The organism is Psychrobacter sp. P2G3 (assembly GCF_001593285.1).
Taxonomy (GTDB): domain Bacteria; phylum Pseudomonadota; class Gammaproteobacteria; order Pseudomonadales; family Moraxellaceae; genus Psychrobacter.
Window position 1 is genome coordinate 2,153,939 of the sequence record NZ_CP012529.1, and the last position, 22,669, is coordinate 2,176,607.

Here is a 22,669-nt window from a genome sequence, read left to right on the forward strand (position 1 = left end):
TCAAAGTCAGACTACATAAGCAATATGTCTACTTAACTGACCCGTCAACTCAACTGCCAACTCATTTCTTACAACCATTTACCTTGAGTCTAGCTGCTCTATTTTTCGTTGTATTTTATGCATTTTTTTCTGATAACGACGTATTTTACGAAAACGATGCGCCTTTAATACACCGTCTATACGGTGATCTATCAAACGACGGCGCGGTGGAAAGCCACCCACCTGTGGTTCATTATAGCCATGTAAACGGTCATCACGACGCCGAATGATATAACCCATGGCACTATCCATAATCATGAATACTAACGCCAAAGTAATCATGCCATACATGAATAAAGAGCCTCCCTCATCCAAACTTTGACTCAGAACTGTGATAGATAACACAAATAACAGCATAGGTTCTATATAGCTAAGAGCCCCAAATAATGAGACAGGTAATTTGCTACTAGCAACCATTGTGAGTGACATTGCAAGCGCACTAAATGCCCCGAGCATCGGTAGTAAGTACCAGAACTTACTTTCCTGTGCCGCCACGCTAAAGCCGCCACTAAAGTACAGCATTATTAACACCACTGGCGTCAGTAAGGTCAAATCAGAAAGCAAACCAGTAATTGGTGGCACGGAAAGCTTACGCCGTAATAGGTAATATGGCGGATATCCCAAGCATGCAAACAAAGTCACCCAAGATATCGATCCGTATTGAAATATATCATAGCCAATACCCATTGCTGCACATAGCGCCGCTACCCACTGTAGCGCGCTCATATATTCATGATAAAAAAAGCGTCCAATTAATATCATGACCAATGGTAATAAAAAATAGCCCAAGGTAACATCAAGACCATAACCATTTACCGGACCCCACATAAAAAGCCAAATTTGCCCACCCAAAATCGGTGTTGGTAATACAAATATTAGCCACTCTTTTGGCGTCTTTAAGGTTTTTAGATAATCAAAGACATGCCGCCACTGCTTGGTAAAACTGACCAATAATACTAGACTCAATAGCATCATCAACACACGCCATGATGCCACCTGTGTGCCTGACAAGGGCAGCATAAATAGCCCAAATAGGAACATGAGTGAGAATAAAAAGCTTGATGATACCGATGCGACGGTTCCCTGAAAGGTTTGATTAGTAGTAAGCATAACAACAGCCTTAAAAAATAGAACTTTGTTGGCATTTTTTAGAAGGAAAAAATAAAAGCCTCCAACGATAACGTCAGAGGCTTTTTTATAGAAAAGTTATGAAGAACTAGACTAAAAAGCTATTCAACTAGACATTCATTCGTCACAATTATTCGTCAGTAGGCGCTGTATTTTCAGTTGCAGCATCTATATCTATTTGCTCTTGACCCTCTGGCTCAAACGTACCATCTTCTCTCATCGCATCGACTAGGGCATTGTCACTTTCTTCGTGCTCAACACGCGCCATCGCTACCAATTTCTCATCTTTCGATAGACGAATGAGAGTAACACCTTGAGTATTACGACCAGAACTGGCCACATGCTCAACTGGCGTACGTACTAGAGTACCTTTGTCTGAGATTAAGATAATGTCGTCTTCAGGCTCAACTTTAGTGGCACGAACTAGAGCACCGTTACGGTCGCTAGTCTTAATAGCGATAACACCACCACCACCACGGTTTTGAGTATTGAACTCATCAATAAAGGTACGTTTACCAAAGCCATTTTCACAAGCGATTAGAATCTCGCGGACGTCATCTTCGATTACGACCAATGACTTGATAAATTCATTAGTCGCGAGACGCATACCACGTACACCTTTTGCGGTGCGACCCATCGCGCGGGCATCATTCTCATCAAAACGAATGGCTTTACCACTTGAGGCAAACAGCATGACTTCTTGACTACCATTCGTAATGCGAGCGCTAACCAATTTATCGCCTTCTTCTAAACCAACTGCAATCAAGCCATTAGAGCGAATGTTTGCGAACTGCTTAAGCTCTACGCGTTTCACTGTACCATTAGCGGTTGCAAAGAATACAAAAGGTGGCTCTGCTTGAGTGCTGTCTTTTAATGAAGCGTCATCATTATCTATATCACTATTTATTAAGGTGTCCGTTAATGACGTCTCACCTTCTACAGATAATTCTTCCACTATCTTTGGAATTGGCAATATTGTGGTGACTGTTTCATCACCATTTAGACCAATCAGGTTTACTAGCGGACGACCGCGGGCTCCGCGACTGGCAATTGGTACTTCAAACCCACGTAAACTAAAGACACGTCCAGTATCAGTAAAGCATAATACCGTTGCATGCGTTGAGGTCACAACCAGATGATCAATGACATCATCTTCTTTCATTGCGGTTGCAGACTTACCTTTACCGCCACGCTTTTGCGCCACATAATCATCAATCGGCTGGGTTTTTGCATAGCCAGTACGTGAGACAGTCATCACTACTGTTTGCTCAGGAATGAGGTCTTCACGGTTGAAGTCAGTACGCGAATCTATGATATCGGTACGGCGCTCATCACCAAAGTTATCACGAATCTCGATCATCTCGTTAGAGATAATGGCCATCAATTTATCAAAGTCACCAAGGATAGACTCTAAATGGGCAATTTCACGCAATAAATCTTGATATTCTTCAGTTAATTTGTCTTGCTCAAGACCTGTCAAGCGATGCAACTGCATATCCAAAATCGCGTTGACCTGCTCAAGTGATAAACGATAGCGTTCTTCGCCTTCAATTAAGCCAAATGGTGCTTTTGGATCTTCGCCCTCAATAAACTCAGGACGTACTGACTGACTCCCAGCAGCGGTTAGCATCGCAACGACACTACCTGAACCCCAAGTATTATTGAGCAGGCTTTCACGTGCCAATCCGCGGTTTGCAGAGGCTTTAATCGCGGCAATGATTTCATCAATATTCGCGAGCGCAACAGTCAAACCTTCGAGCAAATGACCACGTACGCGGGCTTTATTTAGCTCATAAATCGTACGGCGCGTCACTACTTCTTGACGATGGCGTACAAAAGCAGCGATCAGCTGGCGTAAAGTCAATAATTTTGGCTGGCCATTATCGAGTGCCACCATGTTAATACTGAAGCTTGATTCGAGTGGTGTTTGAAGAAACAAGTTATTAACGATAACTTCAGCCGTCTCACCACGACGTAAATCAATGGCAATACGCATACCATCTTTATCAGACTCATCACGTATCTCAGTAATGCCTTCAATCTTTTTGTCACGGACCAATTCAGCGATACGTTCGATTAGTTTTGCTTTATTAGTCTGATAAGGCACTTCGGTAAATACAATGCGTTCGCGATCGCGGTTGACGCCTGTATCACTCATTGGTTCAATAATATAGCGACCACGTACATGCAAACGGCCTTTACCAGTACGATAAGCATCTAAAATACCAGCACGACCATAAATAATACCGCCCGTTGGAAAGTCAGGGCCTGAGATATGCGTCATTAGCTCTTCAGCTGATACTTGCGGGTTCTCTGCATAAGCTAAGCAAGCATTGATCACTTCGGTCAAGTTATGCGGTGCCATATTGGTCGCCATACCGACAGCAATACCTGTCGCACCATTAACTAGCAAGTTAGGAACACGTGCAGGCAACACACTTGGCATACGCTCAGAACCGTCGTAGTTATCTTCCCAATCAACCGTGTCTTTGTCTAGGTCAGCAAGCATCTGATGGGTAAGCTTGGTCATACGTACTTCGGTATAACGCATGGCAGCCGGAGGATCATCATCAATCGAGCCAAAGTTACCTTGACCGTCAACCATTGGATAACGCAAGCTAAAGTCCTGCGCCATCCTTACTATTGCGTCGTATACCGCACTATCGCCATGCGGATGATATTTACCAATGACGTCACCGACCACACGGGCCGATTTTTTGTATGGCTTGTTATAATCATTAGATAACACATGCATCGCATACATCACGCGACGGTGTACCGGTTTGAACCCATCACGCACATCAGGCAGCGCGCGCGAGACGATCACGCTCATCGCATAGTCCAAATAGGATTGCTTTAATTCATCCACGATGGCAATAGGACTGATCGAGTCGCTCATATACACTCCTTCACTCACATACTTTCTCTGAAGCTTGCAATTTTACTAGAATTGGTTATGGCTATACAAAAATACAGCTGCACAAAAGCGCAGCTATTATCGATATACGAACTATAAAAAATCACTACCAAGCATGCAAAACAATAGGAAAATGGCGATAGTTTTAATGTTGAATAAAAGAAGCTATTTTAGCACAAATTTGCTGATTTAGGGGTATCTACGTGTCATTAAAATCAAGCAAAACAGCTCATTAGCAACCAATGTTTCGAAGCGCTTACTAACATTCTTAAATAGTAGATTTATCGCTGCTAATATTGAAACATTGTTATTGAAATATTTTTTTGGATTGACTGATTTTTCCATTTTTACATATAAATTTACCATCTTTAGAACAATGAGCTACTCCGCCCATTTTTCCTGAGCAAGGCGTATTACGCGCTTGGGCATGACTAATAGGTGCAATGATAAAAGCACATGTGAGCAGCGATGCAATGATTGATTTCATATTTTCTCAGTGTTATTAAATATAATGATTTATCCATTAAAAAACTGCACCTCTCAAGATGCAGTTCTTCCAAATTTATAAGCTATCTAAATGATTGAGCTTAAGAATTCTTATAACGCTGTAAAGCTTTGGTCAAAGAACTCACGCGCGGCTTGAGTACAAGAGGTACTGACTAGATCGCCATGATAGCTGGCTAATATCGCAGCGCCTGCGGCTTGTGCTAATAATGTAGGGTCAGTTACGCCTGCTTGTTGAGCGTCTGAAACAGCTTTATTCTGGACTGCTGTCAAAGTAGTAGTAAACCTACTTTGGATATTATCTATTGCTGTCGTTGACATCCACGGGTTGCTCATAGCACTACCAATCGGAGTCACTGCTCCTCGATTATTTCTTACATCCACATCCAAGACCGTGATATTAAGATTAGAGGCTGGAGCTGCACCTGCTTGCTGCAATATGGCGGTCATCGAACCGGTATTTAGATCATAATATACAGTTGGGTCTGAATTACCACCACATATAAGCGTTGGCATTTTAGGGATATAACCGCGTAGATCATTAGCTTTCAGAGCTTTACGCAAATTGTTTTGCGGATTAGCGGCTGGAAGTACACCCGTTTCAGCCAACAGACTATCAGGGTTTTGTAGCGCATCAGCTACATAAGTAGTGCGAAAATCTGTTTTGATAAGATAGTTATCATCTGCAAACCCTAAGAATGCAAAAGGAACAGTCGGTGGCTGTAGCATATCAAGTGTAGGGTTGTTTTGAGGATTATTTTCAAACAATGCGTTATCCGGTAGCTTGTTAGCGGCTACTAGCTCTCCAAAGCTTAACAAGCTTGGTAGCTGAGTATTGGAATAGTTGATCGTAAAAATATCCGTGGTGTTTCGATAGATGTTTTTATACTTTTTCTGCAGACCAGTTGCCAATAACGGCGCAAACCTAGTGGCGCCAATATTGACGTTTCCTGAGAATATAGAGTCACCAAAAGCAGCTAACGCATAAGGACCTGATGAGGGTGCTATCGCTGTCACTGGCTTACCTTGCTGCTCTAATAGCCTTGCCGTTGCCATTGCCACATAGCCACCTTGCGAATAGCCACTAATAAACAATTTACCAGAATCATCGATATTAGTGTACTTGGTATTATTAGCCTGCTGTTGCCTGTCGATAATTAAGCGCGCACTATCTAAGGCATCGACCATATCAGTGGATTGTTGATCGGCGACTAGATAAGGATGATAGCCAAGATCAGAGTCGTCATAACCAGCATAGTTAGGTGCGACGACGATATAACCTTGGGCGGCGAAATTCGCTGCTATGAGGGTTGCCTCTGAGCCAGCAGGATTTTGCGGATTGCCCACTTGACTAAAGTCATAGACCTTTTCAGTAGTGGTGCCATGAGCATAGAGCAATATAGGTCGATCACCTTGACAGTCAGCGCTATCACCACTGGGTAACATCAATGCAGCAGTTGCATTAGTGCGCTCGCCAGCAGCACCCTTAGTCGGATAACTGACCTTTTCTATTTTGATATCGCATTTCGCAGCAGGTGTTGCAGTATTTCCCAGACCAAATCTATTATCTATTTGAGTTTTATCAAACGCACTAACAGACTGAACGGACGTGGGATAAGCTGTGATTATTTGATCGTTATCATCATCTCCACAACCCGCTAGTAATAGCAGGCTACTTGCCACTGCAACTGATAGCGTGCAACGTAACATGGTGGGTTTAGTTGAAGTAAAAATGGCGTTTGTTTGAGGATTATGATCAGAGGCAACGTTTTTTTGATTGCTATCTATACTGTTATTAGATTGAGAATTGTTATTAGATTGAGAATGGGTCATGTTTGCTATCCTTAGCAGTAATAAAATGAAACCGCCGAACGTCCTTGGCAGTCGGTCAAAAGCCCCTTTATAATAGGCTTTTTGGTAGTGATAACTTAACTATTATTAACTCTTATACCTTATTGGTTATACCGCAAACGGTTATGAAAAGCTACTGAAAACCGTGTAATCGTCTGTCATTTGAGTGCTACATCTAATATACGCACATGTTCAAAACACATATTTGATAGAAGGAATTTTCGGTTATTGTAGACAAAAAATTTTTACTCGCTACACTACTCCCTCACATCCTAAATACTTTTCACAACTTTTTGTATCAGCAACTACTAAATAGGCATTTATCGTTATGGATATTATTCTTGTTATCGTCTGGATTTTGGCTATGGTACTGTACAGCTTTTCTAGCGATTATGCCGTCAGTTTCCCCAACCATAACAACCGCGCCTTGCCCTTTGTGCGTTGGGGCTCACTACTAATTGCGATGATACTGTCCGGCTACTTAGCGCAAGCTTACCAAGACAATCTAAAAGGCAACGGCATTTGGGTATTTATCGTAGTAGTATTTGTCGTCATTACCTTAGCTAAGCTGGTATTCAAATGGGTGATCAATAGACGACGGTAGAGGTAAACCTTCAACCATATTAGTAAAAATACCGCTTCCCATAAAATAAATAGCAGATTTAAACTTAATGATAAATAATGAAAACCAATTGATAGCACTAGAAACCGAACGTAGCGACCGTAGCTTTGACGCCATTGCCGATCACTTTGAAAAAAAGGTCTATGGTGGTTTAAAAGGCGACATTCGATTGGCTGTTTTACGTCGCGATATCTTTGGCTACGTCGAACAGCTGAGTCAAACGCTAGGACGACCATTACGTATCTTGGATGTGGGCGCAGGGCTGGCACAGATTGCAATAGAACTCGCGGTGCAAGGTCATACAGTTGTCATCAATGATATATCAGCTAATATGCTTGAAAAAGCAAAAGTAAGTGCCGAACAGGAGGGTACAAACCCTGATATTACTTGGCACGTCTGCCCATACCAAGAGCTTGAAGCTAAACTGGCTAAAGATGATGCGGGTAAGTTTGATTTGATACTGTGTCATGCCTTACTTGAGTGGCTAGCAGACCCTGCGGCAGTGATGAGTTTCTTTGATAATCAACTTGATGATGAGGGCGTACTGTCATTATGTTTTTATAATCCTGCGAGCTTTGACTACCGCAACTTAATCATGGGTAATTTTAATTTGCTCGATACCTTACTTGATAAAGCTGATTATCAAGCTGACAACAACAAGAGTTTGACGCCCAATTATCCAGTTGCCAAACAAGAAGTTGCGTCGTGGCTACAACAGCATCATTATCAAATTATATTAGAGAGCGGTTTGCGCGTATTTCATGATTATGCACCATTAAAGCGCGGTGGGCATAATGACCCTGAAGCGGTCATTCGAATGGAGTTACGCTACTCGCAACAAGAACCTTATAAATGGCTTGGCCGTTATTTACATATCATGGCGACTCGTCAAACTTAATTATAAAAGATTGTCTCACTGCAATCGTTTCATTACGGCCATTTTAATAACAGTCATCTTCTTGCATTAAAATGTCGATTACTACCTCGTCTCTTCAACTCTTGATGATCTATCGTATTCTGACCAAGTCGTGGCATTGATCTCTTTTTCATCGAACACGACCACGTGTTCGAGTAAGGGCAAAATACCAATATGCGATCCAATCTCATGATTATGATGGCTGGCGACTAAGGATAAAACCGTCTGCCCGTCATCGAGTTGCAGACGATATAGATAGTTGGCACCGCGAAAGACACGTCCAACGACTAATGCCGTCTGCATACTATCATCATCATGGATGATGTCATCAGGGCGCACGAGCACCTTAATCGGTGTACCATTAGGATAATCATACTCACAATACTGCGGCTGTCCTAACTCGTCATAAACTTCCATACGTCGATAAATATCACCAAGCGCTGTCTCAACATGCCCCTCTTTGATGATCCCATCTATCATTGCTCCTTCACCAACGAACTCGGCAACAAACGGACTGATTGGCTCGTGGTATAGCTCACTTGGCGTTGCCCATTGCACCAGCTCGCCTCTATGCATAACGCCCACTTTATCTGCGATGGCAAAGGCTTCGTTTTGATCATGGGTGACCAATATTGCTGTCGTATTTGTACGTTTAAGAATATCACGTACACTCATAGCAAGTGATTCGCGCAGTACTACGTCAAGGTTAGAAAATGGCTCATCGAGTAACAATAATTCAGGCTTAGGTGCCAACGCTCGTGCTAGCGCAACCCGCTGCTGTTGACCACCTGAGATTTCAGATGGACGCTTGTTTGCATGCTCAGTTAATTCAACGAGGTTTAGCATCTCAGCCACTCGCGCTTTTTTGTCGGCAGCTGACCAATTATTGAGACCAAAAGCGATGTTCTTCGCCACGCTTAGATGCCCAAATAATGCATAATCTTGAAACACCATACCCATGCCGCGTTTGGCAGGTGCAACAGCAAAAGAGGTGCGCGCTGTCTGTTCTGTTAGACGATGACCATTTAAACTAATAGTGCCTCGACGTGTAGGCTCTAACCCTGCGATAGCACGTAATGCTGTGGTTTTACCACAACCACTGTACCCTAAGAAACAACCAATTTCACCTTGCTGTAGATTTAGCGATAATCCATCAACGATGATCATATCATCATAACCGACTACTAAATCTCTAACGCTCAAATAAGGTTTATCAGCACCAGCTGATTCGTGTTGCATAGACTGCGGCATAATGACAGCGCATGTAGAGGCTTGCTTAATATCTCCAAGCACAACTTTAGCATCAGTAGATTTGAGCTTAGATTGAGCCGTTTGGTCGGCTGAGTCTTTAATCAGGTCAGTATGCATAGGTGTTACCAATGAGCGATAGAATGAGTAATGCGATAAAAACAAAGATCAATTATAAATAATGATAATTGAGTGTCGCTATATATATAGTACTTTAAATCAGAATGACGATGTAGCAGTTTTGACAATGATGTAGCAGTTTTAAAGTGTATCGACTACCCTAACTGTTTTTATCACTTTGACGCAATAATATCCAGACTGGAAACAGTCCAACCAGTACGATAAGTAAGCTTGGTAACGCTGCTCTTGCCCACATTCCTTCACTGGTCATCTCAAACACTCGTACAGCCAGCGTATCCCAACCTTGCCGCCGCGTCATGAGCGTAATCGGCATCTCTTTCATGACTTCAACAAAACCCATCAATAGGGCGGTCAGCATACCGGGCTTAAGTACAGGTAATACAACCTGACGCCAACGCTGCAACGGGCTATCACTGAGTAGTTTGGCAGCGGCTTCTTGGTTAACAGTTAATCGTTGCAGCTGACGATCGATAGGCTGGAAGCTCACGGTCATAAAGCGGGTTGAGAGCGCAAGCAACATAACAATCACACTACCTGACAGCACTTGCTTTGAGATAAGTCCAAAGGCGATTAATTGATTATCAAGCCATGCAATAGGAATAAAAATACCTACGGCCAATACAGTGCCTGGTACCACATAGCCCAAATTGGCTAAGGTAATCATTAGCTTCGTTGTTTTATCAGAATACTGGCGTTTAATCCACGCAATAATAATGGCAAGAAAGGCAATAAGTAGCGTAGTCATACTGGCAATCACTAAGCTATTAGTCACAAAATCGATATAACGCGCATCGAAATCTTGGCGAAAATTCATCGCCGTCCAATAGAACAATTGTAAAAATGGTACGAGAAAGGCAACCAAAAAGACTACCGTACACAGTAGCGTCATCGCAAGTTTGGCAGGCGTACTGGCTTCAAGGCGACGATTGCTTCCTTGGATGACCGCGTTGCCGCGCCTTGCTTGCCAGTACTGCTCAAACAATACCACAATAAATACGACGCCAATAAGTAAGGCGGCCAATTGCGCAGCAGTAGTTAGACTAAAAAATCCAAACCACGCCTTATAAATAGCAGTGGTAAAAGTATCGACGTTAAATACCGAGACGGCACCAAAATCTGCCAGAGTCTCCATGGTTGCTAGCAACAAACCACCGATAATCCAAGGCAGAGCTTGCGGTAGTGCTAAACGAAATAGCACTCGACCACGGCTAAGTCCAAGCATTTGACCTGCTTCAATAGCACGGCGACCCTGAGATAAAAAGGCTTGCCGTGCCAGCAGATAAACATAAGGATAAAACGCTAATGACAATATCAGTCCTGCACCCCAGACATTACGTACTGAAGGTATTGCCGTGCTGATACCCAAATCACGTAGTCCAGTCTGTAATGGCCCACTAAAATCAACAATCCCTACCGTAACAAACGCCAATACATAGGCCGGCATTGCCAGCGGTAACATCAGCGCCCACGAAAAAAACCGCTGTCCTGGGAAGCGGTACATGCTGGTTATCCATGCCAATGCCGTACCAATACTACCAGCAATGACTGTCACCATTAGCAATAAGATAGCAGTGTTTTTGAGAACTTGCGGCAACACATACTCACGCATATGCGTCCAAATATCTGCTACTGGTTGCGTCCATGCAAAGAGAACAACTAAAATCGGTATCAGCATAAACAACGAAATCAGCCCTAAGACTGATTTCGAAAAAATACGCTTGGCAACTATACGCTCTTGGCGGGCAACGCCATTGTCACTGACAGGGCTATCTTTGACAGTATTGTCTTCATTAGCAGACGCTTTTGTCATTGTCATAATATAAATATTACCCTGTCAGACGCATAGAGATTAAACTACTTTATAACAGATTATTTATAACCCACTTTATCCATCATTTGGATTGCTTGCGTTTGCAGTTCGCCAAATTTTTGGACGTTGATACCGTCTTGCTTAAATGTACCCCAAGATCTAAGCATATCTGACTCATCAATCCCTTCTTTTACAGGATATTCTTTATCAGAGCTGGCATAAATACCTTGGGCTTCATCAGAAGATAGCCACTCCATCAATTTGAGCGCACCATCTGGATTGTCTGAATTCGTTATCACACCAGCACCAGAAATATTCACATGTGTACCCGTCGTATCTTGGTTCGCCCAAAATATCTTCACAGGGAAGTTAGGTTTTTCATCGAGCAGTCGACCATAATAATAACTATTGGCAATTCCGACTTCACACTGTCCTGCCGCAATAGCCTCTAACATACTGGTATCATTACTAAACACGTCAGTGGCTAAATTAGCTACCCAGCCGCGAACAATCTCTTCAGTTTTTTCAGCGCCTAAGTTTTCTATCATACTAGCAACGAGAGACTGATTATATACTGCGTTCGAGGTACGTAAGCAAAGCTTGCCTTTCCACTTTGGATCTGCAAGATCTGCATAAGTAGATAGCTGATCGGCATCTACTTTGCTTGGATCATAGAACATCGTACGCGCACGTAATGACAGACCTGTCCATTGACCTTTTGGATCACGATATTTGGCAGGTACATTACTTTCAAGTACGGTAGAAGCGACTGGTTGCAGTAGCCCTTGCTGCGCTGCTTGCCATAAGTTACCAGCATCAACAGTCAATAACATATCTGCAGGTGTGTTCTGACCTTCAGCTTGTAAGCGCGCCATTAATGGACCCGTCTTATCAGTAACTAACTCAATTTTCACGCCAGTTTTTTCGGTATATTTATCTAGTAACGGCTTGATAAGTTGCTCATTACGTGACGAATAAATCGTGACCACTTGATCATTTTCTGAAGTCGCTGCTGTATCGTCATTACTTAACTCTTCAGTTGCTGGCGTTTGCGATTCTGCATCCGCATTTTCAGCCGGGGTAGATGCATTATTACAACCCACTAGCCCCATCATCATGCTAAAGACAGCGACAGATAAAGTGGCCTTAACAGGGTGAGTAAACGATAGGCGTTCAGCAACCGCGTTCAATGACATGGTCTTCTCCATAGTAGTACGACAGATAGGTGAGATAGCGTTATATGATGAGCGATTAATTAGGCATTTAAGCCATCAAAATGCTAATTAATTAATGAAAAAACTAGAAGCAACATACTAATCGAAATGAGATTAATTATCAATACATTTATTTTTACTGATAATAATCTTAATAAGAGACAAGTTATACCTCATGTTCAGACAGCTTAATCTTGATTATTCTGTATTAGCCATTGTCCTAAAATCACATTAACAGCCGCCTCCGTGCGCAAAATTCTTGAGCCTATATGTACCGCCTTACAGCCCTGTTCATGGAACAATTCAATCTCATAATCAATCCAGCCACCTTCAGCGCCAATGCAAACTACGTTCGGTAACGTAGTCTTGGTAGCAGACGATAGCGACTCAGATGATAGCTGCTGTAAATACTGTGAAAATGATTGCTCACCATAAGGGTGTGCGACTATGGCATTCTGGGTAATCAAGCTAGCCAGCTGATCTTCCACAAACGGCTTAAAGCGTTTTTGTAGAGTGATGCGCGGCGCTATCGTATCGACCCCTTGTTGCAGACCTTCCAATACAAACTCATCAAGTCGCGTAAGCAACGGACTTTGCCAGTAGCTTTTTTGGGTACGGTAACTATTGATTAGGACGATATCGCGAACACCCAGTGCCGTCATGTCCATAATCAAGCGGCGTAGTACTTTGGGACGCGGTAATGCCAAAATCACAGTGACATCTAACTTAACTGGTGGCGCAGTATCAAGCTGTACCTCACGTAGCTGTATATTGTCAGACGCAATGCTATCAATGATTGCTGTACCAAGATTACCACCGAGCTGGCCAATTTTGAGCGTATCACCAACTTGTAAATTCAATACTTTATTGACATGGATAATTTGTGCAGGTGCAGTAATTTGCGCATAAGGCTGCGCAATATTAGAGGTGGGTAACAAAATACAATTCATACAGCCTATCGCTTAATAAAAATAAGAGTGAACGCCAGTTAGAATGGAGTAATTGGAGTTAATAAACTGAAGTTAATAATAAGCTAAGCACAATAAAGTAATAACCATTAGCAGAATTAACGTCAAGCATTAGGGCGTGTCCTCATTTTGATAATGGTGACAAAAATGAGGACGAACTCTAGTAAACTACTCAATCGTTTCTTCTATCATTGCCAGTTGGCGAGTCAAGACTGCTTGCTGTTGGACGGTTAGTTGCGCGCCTGCCTGCCCTGCTTGCTTAGCAGATTCTGGATGACTCAGCCAAAACTTTAACTGCTGATATATCAATTCAATATCATTTTTGGACTTACTTATTGAATGCTCATTACTGCCAAGCGCTTTATAAAAGGGACTATTAGGCTGATATAAAGCACCAACACTTGCCAGCTTATCTACGACGCTTTGGCAAGACTGGGTATATTGTCCCATGAGTACCGGCTTACCTACACTCATAGGCTCAACTGGATTATGACCACCGATATCAACTAGAGAGCCACCGACGAGCGCTACATCTGCTTGTGCATACCAATGCATCAGCTCACCCATACTATCGGCTAGATAAACTTGCGTTTGTGTAGTGACAGCTTCGTCCTTACTACGCCGTGCCATCTGCAAACCTGACTTGCTAATCAATTCAGCCACTTCATCAAAGCGTTCAGGATGTCTGGGCACAATGATGAGTAGTGTTTCAGTAAGCTCAGGTGTATCTAACAGTTGCTGTTGCAATGTTAAGGCCGTAGTTTCTTCACCGCTATGAGTACTCGCCGCTATCCAAACTGGACGGTCTAGAAACTGCGAATTAGGTAATGAATAATGTAATGAATCAGTCCGCGAATCAGACAGATTCGACAGCTCAGTAATAGCGCGCTCTTCTTCGACTTTGTCAGTCGCTAGTTTGGAATCAGTAGCGTTTTTGGAATTGACAGCTTTAGGCGTATTGATGACCCATTTAAGAGAGCCAGCAACGCGTATCTGAGCACTATCTGCACCCAACTGTCGAAAGCGTTTAGCAGATTCGCTATCTTGCGCGATGATTAAACTAAGGTTTTGCATCATGCTGGTGCTTACTGCACTTATCTTTTGATAACGGGTAAAAGAAGCTGCCGATAGCCGTCCATTAACGAGAATACTAGGGACATTCTTCTGCGACAAAGTCGCTAGAATATTCGCCCACAGCTCAGTCTCTACAAATAATGCAGCAACTGGCTGTACATGCGCTAAAAATCTCTCAATTACTGCGGGCGTGTCTACTGGTACATAACTGTGGCTCATACGACCTTGAGCAATCTCTTCAGCAAAGCGGCTAGCACCACGCGCATGACCAGTCTGCGTGGTATTGGTTAACCAGATACCATAACCCTGCGCCAGTAACGCATCGAGCAAGGGCGCGACCGTATTGGTCTCCCCTAACGAGACGGCATGACACCAGATTATTTTATGACCAATATTATTGATAGATACAGGACGCGGCGGGTACTGCTTGCCAAAACGCTGTGCAACTTCTTGCTGATAATTATCCCGACTGCGCGAACGACGCCAGACCTGTATGCGATATAACGGCTTTAACAACGAAATAATAAGCCGATAATACCAAGGCGGCGTGCGAGCTGCACGTTTAGGTAGCAAAGAGTGATTCATAGCATAATTATTAGAGTCTGTACGGACAGCCGATGATGACTCAGACTCAGTAGATGGTGGCACAGAAGATGATGGCATGAAGAAGCCCAGTTTGATAGTAGACAAAACCACATAATAAGCAGTCAACAATTGGGCAATTCTACCGCAAATTATAGGAAAGCCATACAACTTAGTGACTCGAATGCTTAAAAATTTATATAGTTGACTTACTAGATAGCAAAACCTTGCGATTATTACTAACATCAAAACAAAGTATATAGTATGTTCATACTCAAAAAGAAGAAAGTGCCGTTATACTTATCCCTGCTTTGTTTTAAACTAACTATATAAAGTTAAAAGTATATTTGTGAAGTCTACGAGTTAATGTTTCGTTATCATACAAATACAACTAATAATATCGCGCCAACTAATACTATTCCAATCAAGAGCTGATAACGTTTAATACTATGCTGCTCTTGTTTTTGAGTCGTTATTAATGCTTGCGCGTCCTGCCACTGGGTCACCAGCTCTGCTGCTTCTGCATGACCATTTTTAGCGGCCTCCTCTAACCAATACTTACCGCTATTAATATCTTGTGACACTCCTACGCCTTGATAGTACATTTTACTAAGCAGGCGTTGAGCGCGGACATCTTTATCGTTTGCAGCTTGCTTGACCCAGTCCACACCTGCTACTTTGCTAGCTTCTGTATCCGTTATCAGCCCTTCGCCTAATAATTTATACATGGCCAGTCGTAACATTGCATCGGTATTACCGAGCGCACTAGCGTTTTGTAGCAAAGTTAGCGCCTGCTGACGGGATGTTTGATGCAGCTCTGAAAACTGCATTTGGTCACGTGGCTTGTTTTGCCGCGCAATATGCCGCTCGAACTGATCCAGTATTTTACACGCTTGCAGGTAATCATCGTTGCCAGCATCTTGCGCTACTTCAATCTCCTTTAACTCTATAAGCAATTGCGTAAAAATCTCTGGCGTTACAGAAGCCTTTGAGTGTTTAACAGTTTGTAGTTGGGTGGTAGTCGCGCTGAGATTAATAGGCGTTTCAGATATTTTAGGTTTGACGCTCGCTGTTGCATCGACTATTGACGACTTAGCTTGCTGTGCTACGACTAGCTTGGTAACAGGAATTTCTCTGTGTTCGGTAGCTTGGACTGGTAGCCGTTGGTTTTGAAAAGTTTCATCAGTAATCAATATGGGTCTAATACCTACTGATTCAGAATGATGCTCTAAATTTGGTTCAGCTGTTGCATTACTAGTATTTTGCGGTAGTCGCGCGCTTACTGCTTGATAAAGTCCGCTGGCAAGTTGCTTACCTTGTACCGCCTGAAACTGCCGATCAATATGACCAAACAGACGCAAACCTATAGGCTCTAACGCGAAGAAAACATTTGCATTACCTTTACACTTATCACCATATACCACCGCCATATGTTGATAAAAGTCATCTGCAACCAATGGCAGCTCAGAATAGTGTTTACGTAGCTCAAACTGACCATACCAATGCACTTCACTTTGCCAAAGCTTCGCTAATACTCGTCCTGCATAAAAAGCCAAGAACAGCAGCAAATTACGATAGCTATCGTCTGTTAATAGCGTAACTTCATCTAAAGCTCCAGAGCTACCCTTGGACTTTGCAATATCACGACGTATCTGTGAAATCAGCGTATCTACTCGCTGTAAGCTAACGAGCGATTCATCCAATTGACACTCATGCAACTGTAACTCGTAAGCAATACCACCTGCGATAGGACGATTCGCTACAAAGTCTTGCCAATAGCCTTCCGCCATATAATCAAGGGAGGTTTTAATGACATTAGCTGCAGTAGAATTAGACTTGGCAAGCATAATATGAGCATATCCTTTTTAATACAAATCACTAATGACATCATTAAGTAATGCATAAGTCATAAGATAATTATAAATACTATAACAAGGGGCTAAACAGACGTACTACATTATCAAATAAGCGTTCAGAATCACGACGCTGCCGCCACTCTTCTAAACTCAAAAAGCGACAGTTTTGTAGATAAGTATCTTGACAATCAGCGATTTGAGCAACCATTTCAGGTGTATAAATTGCCAAACTGACTTCCATATTCAAATAAAAGCTACGCATATCAATATTCACTGTACCGAAGAGACAGTAATCGTCATCAATGACTACCGTTTTGGTATGTAATAGTCCACCTTGGAATAATGCAATCTTTACGCCAGCTTCAAGCAGTTCTTGATAATACGCTTGTGAAGCATGTTGTACTAGAAATGAATCGACCTTTTCTGGAATAATTAACGTCACATCGACGCCGCGCTTCGCCGCTATTTCGAGCGCCCCTGACAAAGCTTCATCTGGCACAAAGTAAGGCGTGGTAATTTGGATACGTTTGTTAGCACGGTGAATAATAGTTACCAAGGTATTATAAATAACGTGGGCGGTCACTTGTGGCGCTGAGGGTATCAGCTGGGCGATTACATTATCAACAACTGGCATTTGCGGTATCGCAATCGAGGTCGCTCCTGCTACAGTAGGTATATAATTATCTAAATCGTCAACGAGCACTTGAATCCGGCTGTTAATATCATTGATAGTAGGATTCAATACATATAGCTTACGCGTGTAACTGTTCACCCGTTTGTCCAGCGCATATAGATTGTCATTATTTTCAGCACCGATATCAGTAATGACGACTTTGGCCATAGCCGTGGCAATGCTAATCGGTTGCTGACTGACACTGCGCATCATTACATCAATCCACTGTCCGACACCTTTGTCTTGTTTAAAAAACTTCGGATCAACCAGATTGAAACTACCGGTATAACCGATATGCTCATCAATCACGACGATTTTACGATGATTGCGCAGATCAGAGCGCTTAAACAGCGTCTTAAATAATCCTACTGGTAACGACTGGTGAACAAACACTCCTGCCCGCTCTAATGCTCGATGCTCAGAGCTATTAAAAAAGCTAAAACTTCCAACACTATCGATCAATATATGACATTCTACCCCGCGCTTAGCAGCAGCCCTCAAGGACTGCAACACATCTATGACTCGGCCCTTAGGGTAAATAATGTAGAACTCTATAAGAATCGTACGCTTGGCATTGTCGATATCATCGATAAGACGATTAAAAAATGATCTGGAAGAAGTTAATAACTGCATTTGATGCCCAGCAAATACCCCAAACCCTGTCCAGCGAGTACCAATACGGCTGACACCGCGGTAATTGACCGGCAGCAAATCCTGTCCTTGATCAAACACCAAACGCTCACGTGCTGCCATATCATTCATCAGTAGGCTTGCCTGATCCACACGCTTACGATAACGACGGCCAATCATAGGCTCACCGACCAGAATATAGGACATAAAGCCAACCACAGGTAACGTGTATAGAACCGCTATCCACGCAATTGCCACCCCGATATTGCGCTGTACCGAGACCACACGCAGAGTCATTACCACCATCAAGATGATGTGTAATATAAGACCTAAACCTGCAAAATCACCCCAAGACCACGATGTAAGGTGCTGCTCAGATGCTAAAGCTTCTATAACCGCCTCCACCAATCAACGTAAAAAAATATGGATATCGAATGTCAATTGTTAGGTAGTATAGTAGCTTTTATCTACCAAACAATGGGTAACGCTTAATAAATGATTATTGATAGTGAATTCTAACAATCAACGTTACTCGCATATCTGGATTAGATTTATCTTTAATAAACAATAGCATGCTTAAAATATCTTGGTTATTTATCACAATCGGATACCGCTACTCTTACCCATATTTGCAGCCTGTTTTTAATTATTTGATATATTTATAAAATAGTATTTGACAGGCAGTTGTAAATCTATATAATACACACCCACAGCAAGGGGCTTTAATTAATAAGTTCTGAGTTGTTAGAAATTATCGTTAAGGTATTTCGATATTAACTAGAGCGTGACTACTTTAGTTAATAAAAGCTTTAGAAAATTCTATTTAAAGAATTTTCTCTTGTAGTAAGATATAGGAAACGAGTTTTATAGAATTTTCAGATACGAAAATTCTCTTGCGCTCGGATGAAGCAGTGCTTCATTTATTCCTCGCTCAGGGTGATTAGCTCAGTTGGTAGAGCGTCTGCCTTACACGCAGAATGTCGGCGGTTCGAATCCGTCATCACCCACCACTTATTAGCAAGTGGACCTGTAGAAAGGTTAAATGCTAAAACGACCTAAGCAGCGGTAGTTCAGTTGGTTAGAATACCGGCCTGTCACGCCGGGGGTCGCGGGTTCGAGTCCCGTCCGCTGCGCCATATTTAAAACTTAGTTTTAATACAAAAGTTTCAACCTCAAGTATTAGTTTGCTTGAGGTTTTTTTGTGTCTGTTGATTTAGATAATCATAAATGATAATACAATAAAAAAACGATATAGCAAATAACACTGTTTTATGAGAAATATACTAACGTGTCACTCAACTAATAAGATTCACTGCGTTTAAACCCTTATTCATATTTTTATCAGCTGAGATTATTAGTGGATATACCTCGACTAAATAATGTAGGATAACAGTATCAAATACATAGCAAATGTTTAGTAATGTTCTCTAGCCTTATATGAATTTAAGGGTTAGATAAACCTTATTAAAAAACTTTGGACAAGGACGCTCTATCATGACTCAACTTAACAATACTAAAAACATTTATGGTAACTTAAAAGTAAGCAGTATCAAGTCATTAGTAGTAGGCGCATCTATTGCTGCATTACTCGCCAGCTCAGGCTGTGCGACAAGCTCACTATTAGAAAGTGATAGTCGTGTTACCACGAAGACTGTCAAACAGGTGTTATCTCAAGATCAAATCATTGCCTTTGGTCGGCCAGCGATTACGTTACCTAATATGCCAGCCAGTAGTATGATTATTGTCGGTGAAAAAAACAGCTACGTCCTGAGTCAAGGCGGTAGAGAGATGGTGACCTTACTGACTAACTTAACGCCAAAAAACATCCAAGTCGAAAACGATATGGCCTTTAATGTGCCCAATAATGATGGCTATTTCCAAGGTGATATGAAGCTGTCTTATGCTAAGTTAAAAGATGAATTCAATCGCTCTGATTATCAGTTTTTTCTACAAAATGGTGGTCAAGACTGCACTTCAGCTAGCGACCAACGTATCAATGCTCAACGCTTCTGCTTTACAGTACCTGTCAAAGGTGCAATCTATCCGCAAGTGACTAATCTAAGCATGATTCAGTCAAAATATCAGGCATTGACCAAACCATATACGGTAACTTTTTATAGTCAGTCACAGCAAAGTGAGGTTACGCGCAGTGGAAAAAGTGGCGCAGAAAAGCTTATTTTACTGCCCTTTGCTGTTGCATTTGATGTAATTACCTTTCCGGTTCAGCTGCTTGATAGCGTAGCCAATTAGAACCGTAGACAGTTAAAGTAAGAATGTATTAAATTAAAACGTATCCTATTCACTTTTATGTTTACTGGCATTGTTTTGCGAAGTACAGGCGAGTAGTATTTGTTATAAACCCTACTCTTCAGCAATTATTCAATGAGCGGTCATAATGAATCAAATTAGCGAGTGGATACTGGCTATCATGGCAAAGTTTGGTTACCTTGGTATTATATTTGCTATGTTCGCCGAAAACGTTTTTCCACCTATACCTTCTGAACTCATTATGCCAGCAGCAGGTTTTGCCGCATCAAGAGGTGATTTGAATTTAATATTAGTCATATTAGCCGGAACGTTTGGCGCTATGCTAGGTGCATTGCCGTTATATTATCTAGGGAGCATATTCGATAAAGAACGCTTGATGACACTAACAGAGAAATACGGCAAATATGTGTTTGTAAAGCCTGAGGATATATCAGCTACGAATGATTGGTTTGATAACCACGGTAAAAAAGCAGTATTTTTTGGAAGAATGGTACCCGGTATTCGCTCGTTTATCTCGATTCCCGCCGGCATGAATAAAATGCCGCTATTATCTTTTTTAGCCTTAACTGCATTAGGGTCTAGCATCTGGACAACTGTATTAACGCTTGCGGGTTATTATTTTGGTGAAAACTATCAGGTGGTTGAAACTACGCTAGCACCTTACTCCAAGATTTTTGGCGCATTGGCTTTAATTATTATCGTTGGTTGGTTTATAAAACGGCGACTATCTGATTAAATTCCTGAGTCCTATCGTTAATTTTGATATGTATGCAATCAATTCTAGAAAAACAAATAATACCCCTGCAGGATTGGATAAAAAAATGATTATGTATTACCTAGTTATTTTGAATAGCAGCTCACCCCATTTATGATTTTCAAACAAAAATGGGAGAAGCATGCGTCATGATTATTAGACTTTACAAGCGATGCTGGCAGCTTTGGCTTTTTCATAAACACCATCAGCATCCAAGCCTAAGGCATTGACATCATCAAGATATTTCTGTGTACCTTTTTCAAGAGGCCCTTTCCAGTCTGGATCGTTGAGTGGATCTAGAATATCAATAACCTCGTCACCTTTATCTCGAGCTGCTTGTAATTGTACCGAATAAGTCTTATCCCACATGGCACCTACTTTCTTGCTAAGTGTCATACCTGAGTTGTCATCGATAACTTGTTTCAAATCTTCTGGCAAGCCTTCATATTTATCTTTATTCATGGTTACCATTAACGCGGAACTATAAAATGGCATATTAGTATGATATTTCGTCAGCTCATCAAGCTTAAAAGTTGCCATAGCTTCCCATGGAAAGCTCAACCCATCAACGACACCGCGCTGTAGAGAAGTATATATATCATTAGCAGGTAGTCCTACAGGAGAAGCACCCATACTTTCAATAATGTCACCCGCCACTGCTGAAGGCCTACGAATGCGCATACCTCTCATATCTTCAGGCGTTTTTATTAATTTATTCGTGCTATGTAAAGTCCCAGGTCCTGTCGCAAACATGAACAATAAGTGCGAGTCCTCGTATTCACTAGCAATAGTACCATTGTCATAAAGCGTCTGTAACATACAGCCTGTCTGCGTAGACGAATTAGACAAACCTGGAAGCTCTGCGATTTGAGACAGTGGGAATCGACCGCTGGTATAACCTTGTACTTGGGAGCCGATGTCAATCGTTCCTTTTACTGCAGACTCATAAGCGGTATCTGCTTTACTAATCGTTGCTGAAGGATAGACTTCGACCTTGAGACGTCCGTTAGAATCTGCTTCGATTTTTTTGGCCCATGGTTCAAATATCTGCTCGTTGATATCGGAGGTCGATGGATAAAAGTGTGAAAAACGTAGAATGGTAGTTTCCTGAGATGAGGCCGCGTCACTACTGCTATCAGACTGGTTAGAACAACCAAGTAGGCTGACAGCTGCAAGCGCCGTTATAGATAATAGAGGGGCAAGTTTCACTATTAATTCCTTTTGATAGTGATTGAAAATAAGAGGTTGTTTTCTTGATTGGCTAGATAGTTGCGAGCTTGTCGATTCAGATTTTTTGCAGCATATATGCTATTCATTGATAAATAAGCTTCTATAGAATTCAGAAGAATTATCACTAATGCTAAATTAAAAAGCTATTTAAAATGGAAAACACTATTTGAAATTAGCAGCTATAATGATAGCTGTCAAATCATTTTATGACGTGTTTATACAGGTATTATTAATAATCATATAC

Annotated in this window: 16 protein-coding genes and 2 tRNA genes; 6 read left to right on the forward strand and 12 right to left on the reverse strand. The window is 41.9% G+C overall.

Annotated elements, in window-relative coordinates; all coding sequences use genetic code 11:
- Window positions 1-78 precede the first annotated feature (78 nt).
- The 4 genes from rarD to AK823_RS08720 form a co-directional block, all read right to left on the reverse strand.
- Complete coding sequence (gene rarD, locus AK823_RS08710; protein ID WP_068328264.1) at window positions 79-1,149, reverse strand: EamA family transporter RarD; 1,071 nt, start codon at window positions 1,147-1,149, stop codon at window positions 79-81.
- A 148-nt stretch (window positions 1,150-1,297) separates the two neighbouring features.
- A complete protein-coding gene (gene gyrA, locus AK823_RS08715; RefSeq protein WP_068328266.1) occupies window positions 1,298-4,066 on the reverse strand; it encodes a DNA gyrase subunit A in 2,769 nt (922 codons plus the stop codon).
- A gap of 325 nt (window positions 4,067-4,391) precedes the next feature.
- Window positions 4,392-4,571: a hypothetical protein gene (locus AK823_RS13965; RefSeq protein WP_082785682.1), complete on the reverse strand. Its 180-nt coding sequence runs from the start codon at window positions 4,569-4,571 to the stop codon at window positions 4,392-4,394.
- Window positions 4,572-4,681: 110 nt separating this feature from the next.
- On the reverse strand, window positions 4,682-6,421 hold the full coding sequence (locus AK823_RS08720) for an alpha/beta fold hydrolase (protein WP_068328269.1): 1,740 nt from the start codon (window positions 6,419-6,421) through the stop codon (window positions 4,682-4,684).
- Between the two features lie 346 nt (window positions 6,422-6,767).
- On the opposite strand from AK823_RS08720, the gene AK823_RS08725 reads away from it, so the two are divergent.
- Both AK823_RS08725 and AK823_RS08730 read left to right on the forward strand, forming a co-directional pair.
- Window positions 6,768-7,043 (forward strand): hypothetical protein, encoded by a 276-nt coding sequence (locus AK823_RS08725; protein WP_068036394.1) that lies wholly within the window; start codon window positions 6,768-6,770, stop codon window positions 7,041-7,043.
- Between the two features lie 67 nt (window positions 7,044-7,110).
- Entirely contained in the window at window positions 7,111-7,959 is an 849-nt protein-coding gene (locus AK823_RS08730; RefSeq protein ID WP_068328272.1) for a methyltransferase domain-containing protein, read from the forward strand.
- 81 nt (window positions 7,960-8,040) lie between these two features.
- Here AK823_RS08730 and AK823_RS08735 read toward each other — a convergent pair whose 3' ends face one another.
- The 7 genes from AK823_RS08735 to AK823_RS08765 form a co-directional block, all read right to left on the reverse strand.
- Window positions 8,041-9,216 (reverse strand): ABC transporter ATP-binding protein, encoded by a 1,176-nt coding sequence (locus AK823_RS08735; protein WP_068330248.1) that lies wholly within the window; start codon window positions 9,214-9,216, stop codon window positions 8,041-8,043.
- Window positions 9,217-9,505: 289 nt separating this feature from the next.
- Window positions 9,506-11,176, reverse strand: coding sequence for an iron ABC transporter permease (locus tag AK823_RS08740; RefSeq protein WP_068330250.1), 1,671 nt, complete (start codon window positions 11,174-11,176; stop codon window positions 9,506-9,508).
- A gap of 59 nt (window positions 11,177-11,235) precedes the next feature.
- A complete protein-coding gene (locus tag AK823_RS08745) occupies window positions 11,236-12,372 on the reverse strand; it encodes an extracellular solute-binding protein (protein WP_068328274.1) in 1,137 nt (378 codons plus the stop codon).
- Window positions 12,373-12,578: 206 nt separating this feature from the next.
- Window positions 12,579-13,340 (reverse strand): 16S rRNA (uracil(1498)-N(3))-methyltransferase, encoded by a 762-nt coding sequence (locus AK823_RS08750; protein ID WP_068328276.1) that lies wholly within the window; start codon window positions 13,338-13,340, stop codon window positions 12,579-12,581.
- Between the two features lie 186 nt (window positions 13,341-13,526).
- Window positions 13,527-15,095: a 3-deoxy-D-manno-octulosonic acid transferase gene (locus AK823_RS08755; protein ID WP_068328278.1), complete on the reverse strand. Its 1,569-nt coding sequence runs from the start codon at window positions 15,093-15,095 to the stop codon at window positions 13,527-13,529.
- A gap of 296 nt (window positions 15,096-15,391) precedes the next feature.
- Window positions 15,392-16,861 carry a tetratricopeptide repeat protein gene (locus AK823_RS08760; RefSeq protein ID WP_068328280.1) on the reverse strand — a complete coding sequence of 490 codons (1,470 nt, stop codon included), beginning with the start codon at window positions 16,859-16,861 and terminating at the stop codon, window positions 15,392-15,394.
- A gap of 79 nt (window positions 16,862-16,940) precedes the next feature.
- Complete coding sequence (locus AK823_RS08765; protein ID WP_068328283.1) at window positions 16,941-18,578, reverse strand: cardiolipin synthase; 1,638 nt, start codon at window positions 18,576-18,578, stop codon at window positions 16,941-16,943.
- Between the two features lie 529 nt (window positions 18,579-19,107).
- On the opposite strand from AK823_RS08765, the gene AK823_RS08770 reads away from it, so the two are divergent.
- From AK823_RS08770 to AK823_RS08785, 4 genes are all read left to right on the forward strand, one after another.
- Window positions 19,108-19,183: transfer RNA gene (locus AK823_RS08770), tRNA-Val, on the forward strand.
- Window positions 19,184-19,232: 49 nt separating this feature from the next.
- Window positions 19,233-19,309, forward strand: a tRNA-Asp gene (locus AK823_RS08775).
- A 358-nt stretch (window positions 19,310-19,667) separates the two neighbouring features.
- Window positions 19,668-20,423, forward strand: a complete 756-nt coding sequence (locus AK823_RS08780) for a hypothetical protein (RefSeq protein WP_068328285.1) — start codon at window positions 19,668-19,670, stop codon at window positions 20,421-20,423.
- 145 nt (window positions 20,424-20,568) lie between these two features.
- A complete protein-coding gene (locus AK823_RS08785; RefSeq protein ID WP_068036410.1) occupies window positions 20,569-21,177 on the forward strand; it encodes a DedA family protein in 609 nt (202 codons plus the stop codon).
- A 174-nt stretch (window positions 21,178-21,351) separates the two neighbouring features.
- On the opposite strand, the gene AK823_RS08790 is transcribed toward AK823_RS08785, so the two are convergent.
- Window positions 21,352-22,404, reverse strand: coding sequence for a TRAP transporter substrate-binding protein (locus AK823_RS08790; RefSeq protein WP_068328288.1), 1,053 nt, complete (start codon window positions 22,402-22,404; stop codon window positions 21,352-21,354).
- Window positions 22,405-22,669: the final 265 nt, after the last annotated feature.

Coding starts and splice junctions, on each gene's coding strand:
- rarD (WP_068328264.1), bottom strand. CDS start 1,149: ATGCTTACTACTAATCAAACCTTTCAGGGAACCGTCGCATCGGTATCA.
- gyrA (WP_068328266.1), bottom strand. CDS start 4,066: ATGAGCGACTCGATCAGTCCTATTGCCATCGTGGATGAATTAAAGCAA.
- AK823_RS13965 (WP_082785682.1), bottom strand. CDS start 4,571: ATGAAATCAATCATTGCATCGCTGCTCACATGTGCTTTTATCATTGCA.
- AK823_RS08720 (WP_068328269.1), bottom strand. CDS start 6,421: ATGACCCATTCTCAATCTAATAACAATTCTCAATCTAATAACAGTATA.
- AK823_RS08725 (WP_068036394.1), top strand. CDS start 6,768: ATGGATATTATTCTTGTTATCGTCTGGATTTTGGCTATGGTACTGTAC.
- AK823_RS08730 (WP_068328272.1), top strand. CDS start 7,111: ATGATAAATAATGAAAACCAATTGATAGCACTAGAAACCGAACGTAGC.
- AK823_RS08735 (WP_068330248.1), bottom strand. CDS start 9,216: ATGCAACACGAATCAGCTGGTGCTGATAAACCTTATTTGAGCGTTAGA.
- AK823_RS08740 (WP_068330250.1), bottom strand. CDS start 11,176: ATGACAAAAGCGTCTGCTAATGAAGACAATACTGTCAAAGATAGCCCT.
- AK823_RS08745 (WP_068328274.1), bottom strand. CDS start 12,372: ATGTCATTGAACGCGGTTGCTGAACGCCTATCGTTTACTCACCCTGTT.
- AK823_RS08750 (WP_068328276.1), bottom strand. CDS start 13,340: ATGAATTGTATTTTGTTACCCACCTCTAATATTGCGCAGCCTTATGCG.
- AK823_RS08755 (WP_068328278.1), bottom strand. CDS start 15,095: ATGCCATCATCTTCTGTGCCACCATCTACTGAGTCTGAGTCATCATCG.
- AK823_RS08760 (WP_068328280.1), bottom strand. CDS start 16,861: ATGCTTGCCAAGTCTAATTCTACTGCAGCTAATGTCATTAAAACCTCC.
- AK823_RS08780 (WP_068328285.1), top strand. CDS start 19,668: ATGACTCAACTTAACAATACTAAAAACATTTATGGTAACTTAAAAGTA.
- AK823_RS08785 (WP_068036410.1), top strand. CDS start 20,569: ATGAATCAAATTAGCGAGTGGATACTGGCTATCATGGCAAAGTTTGGT.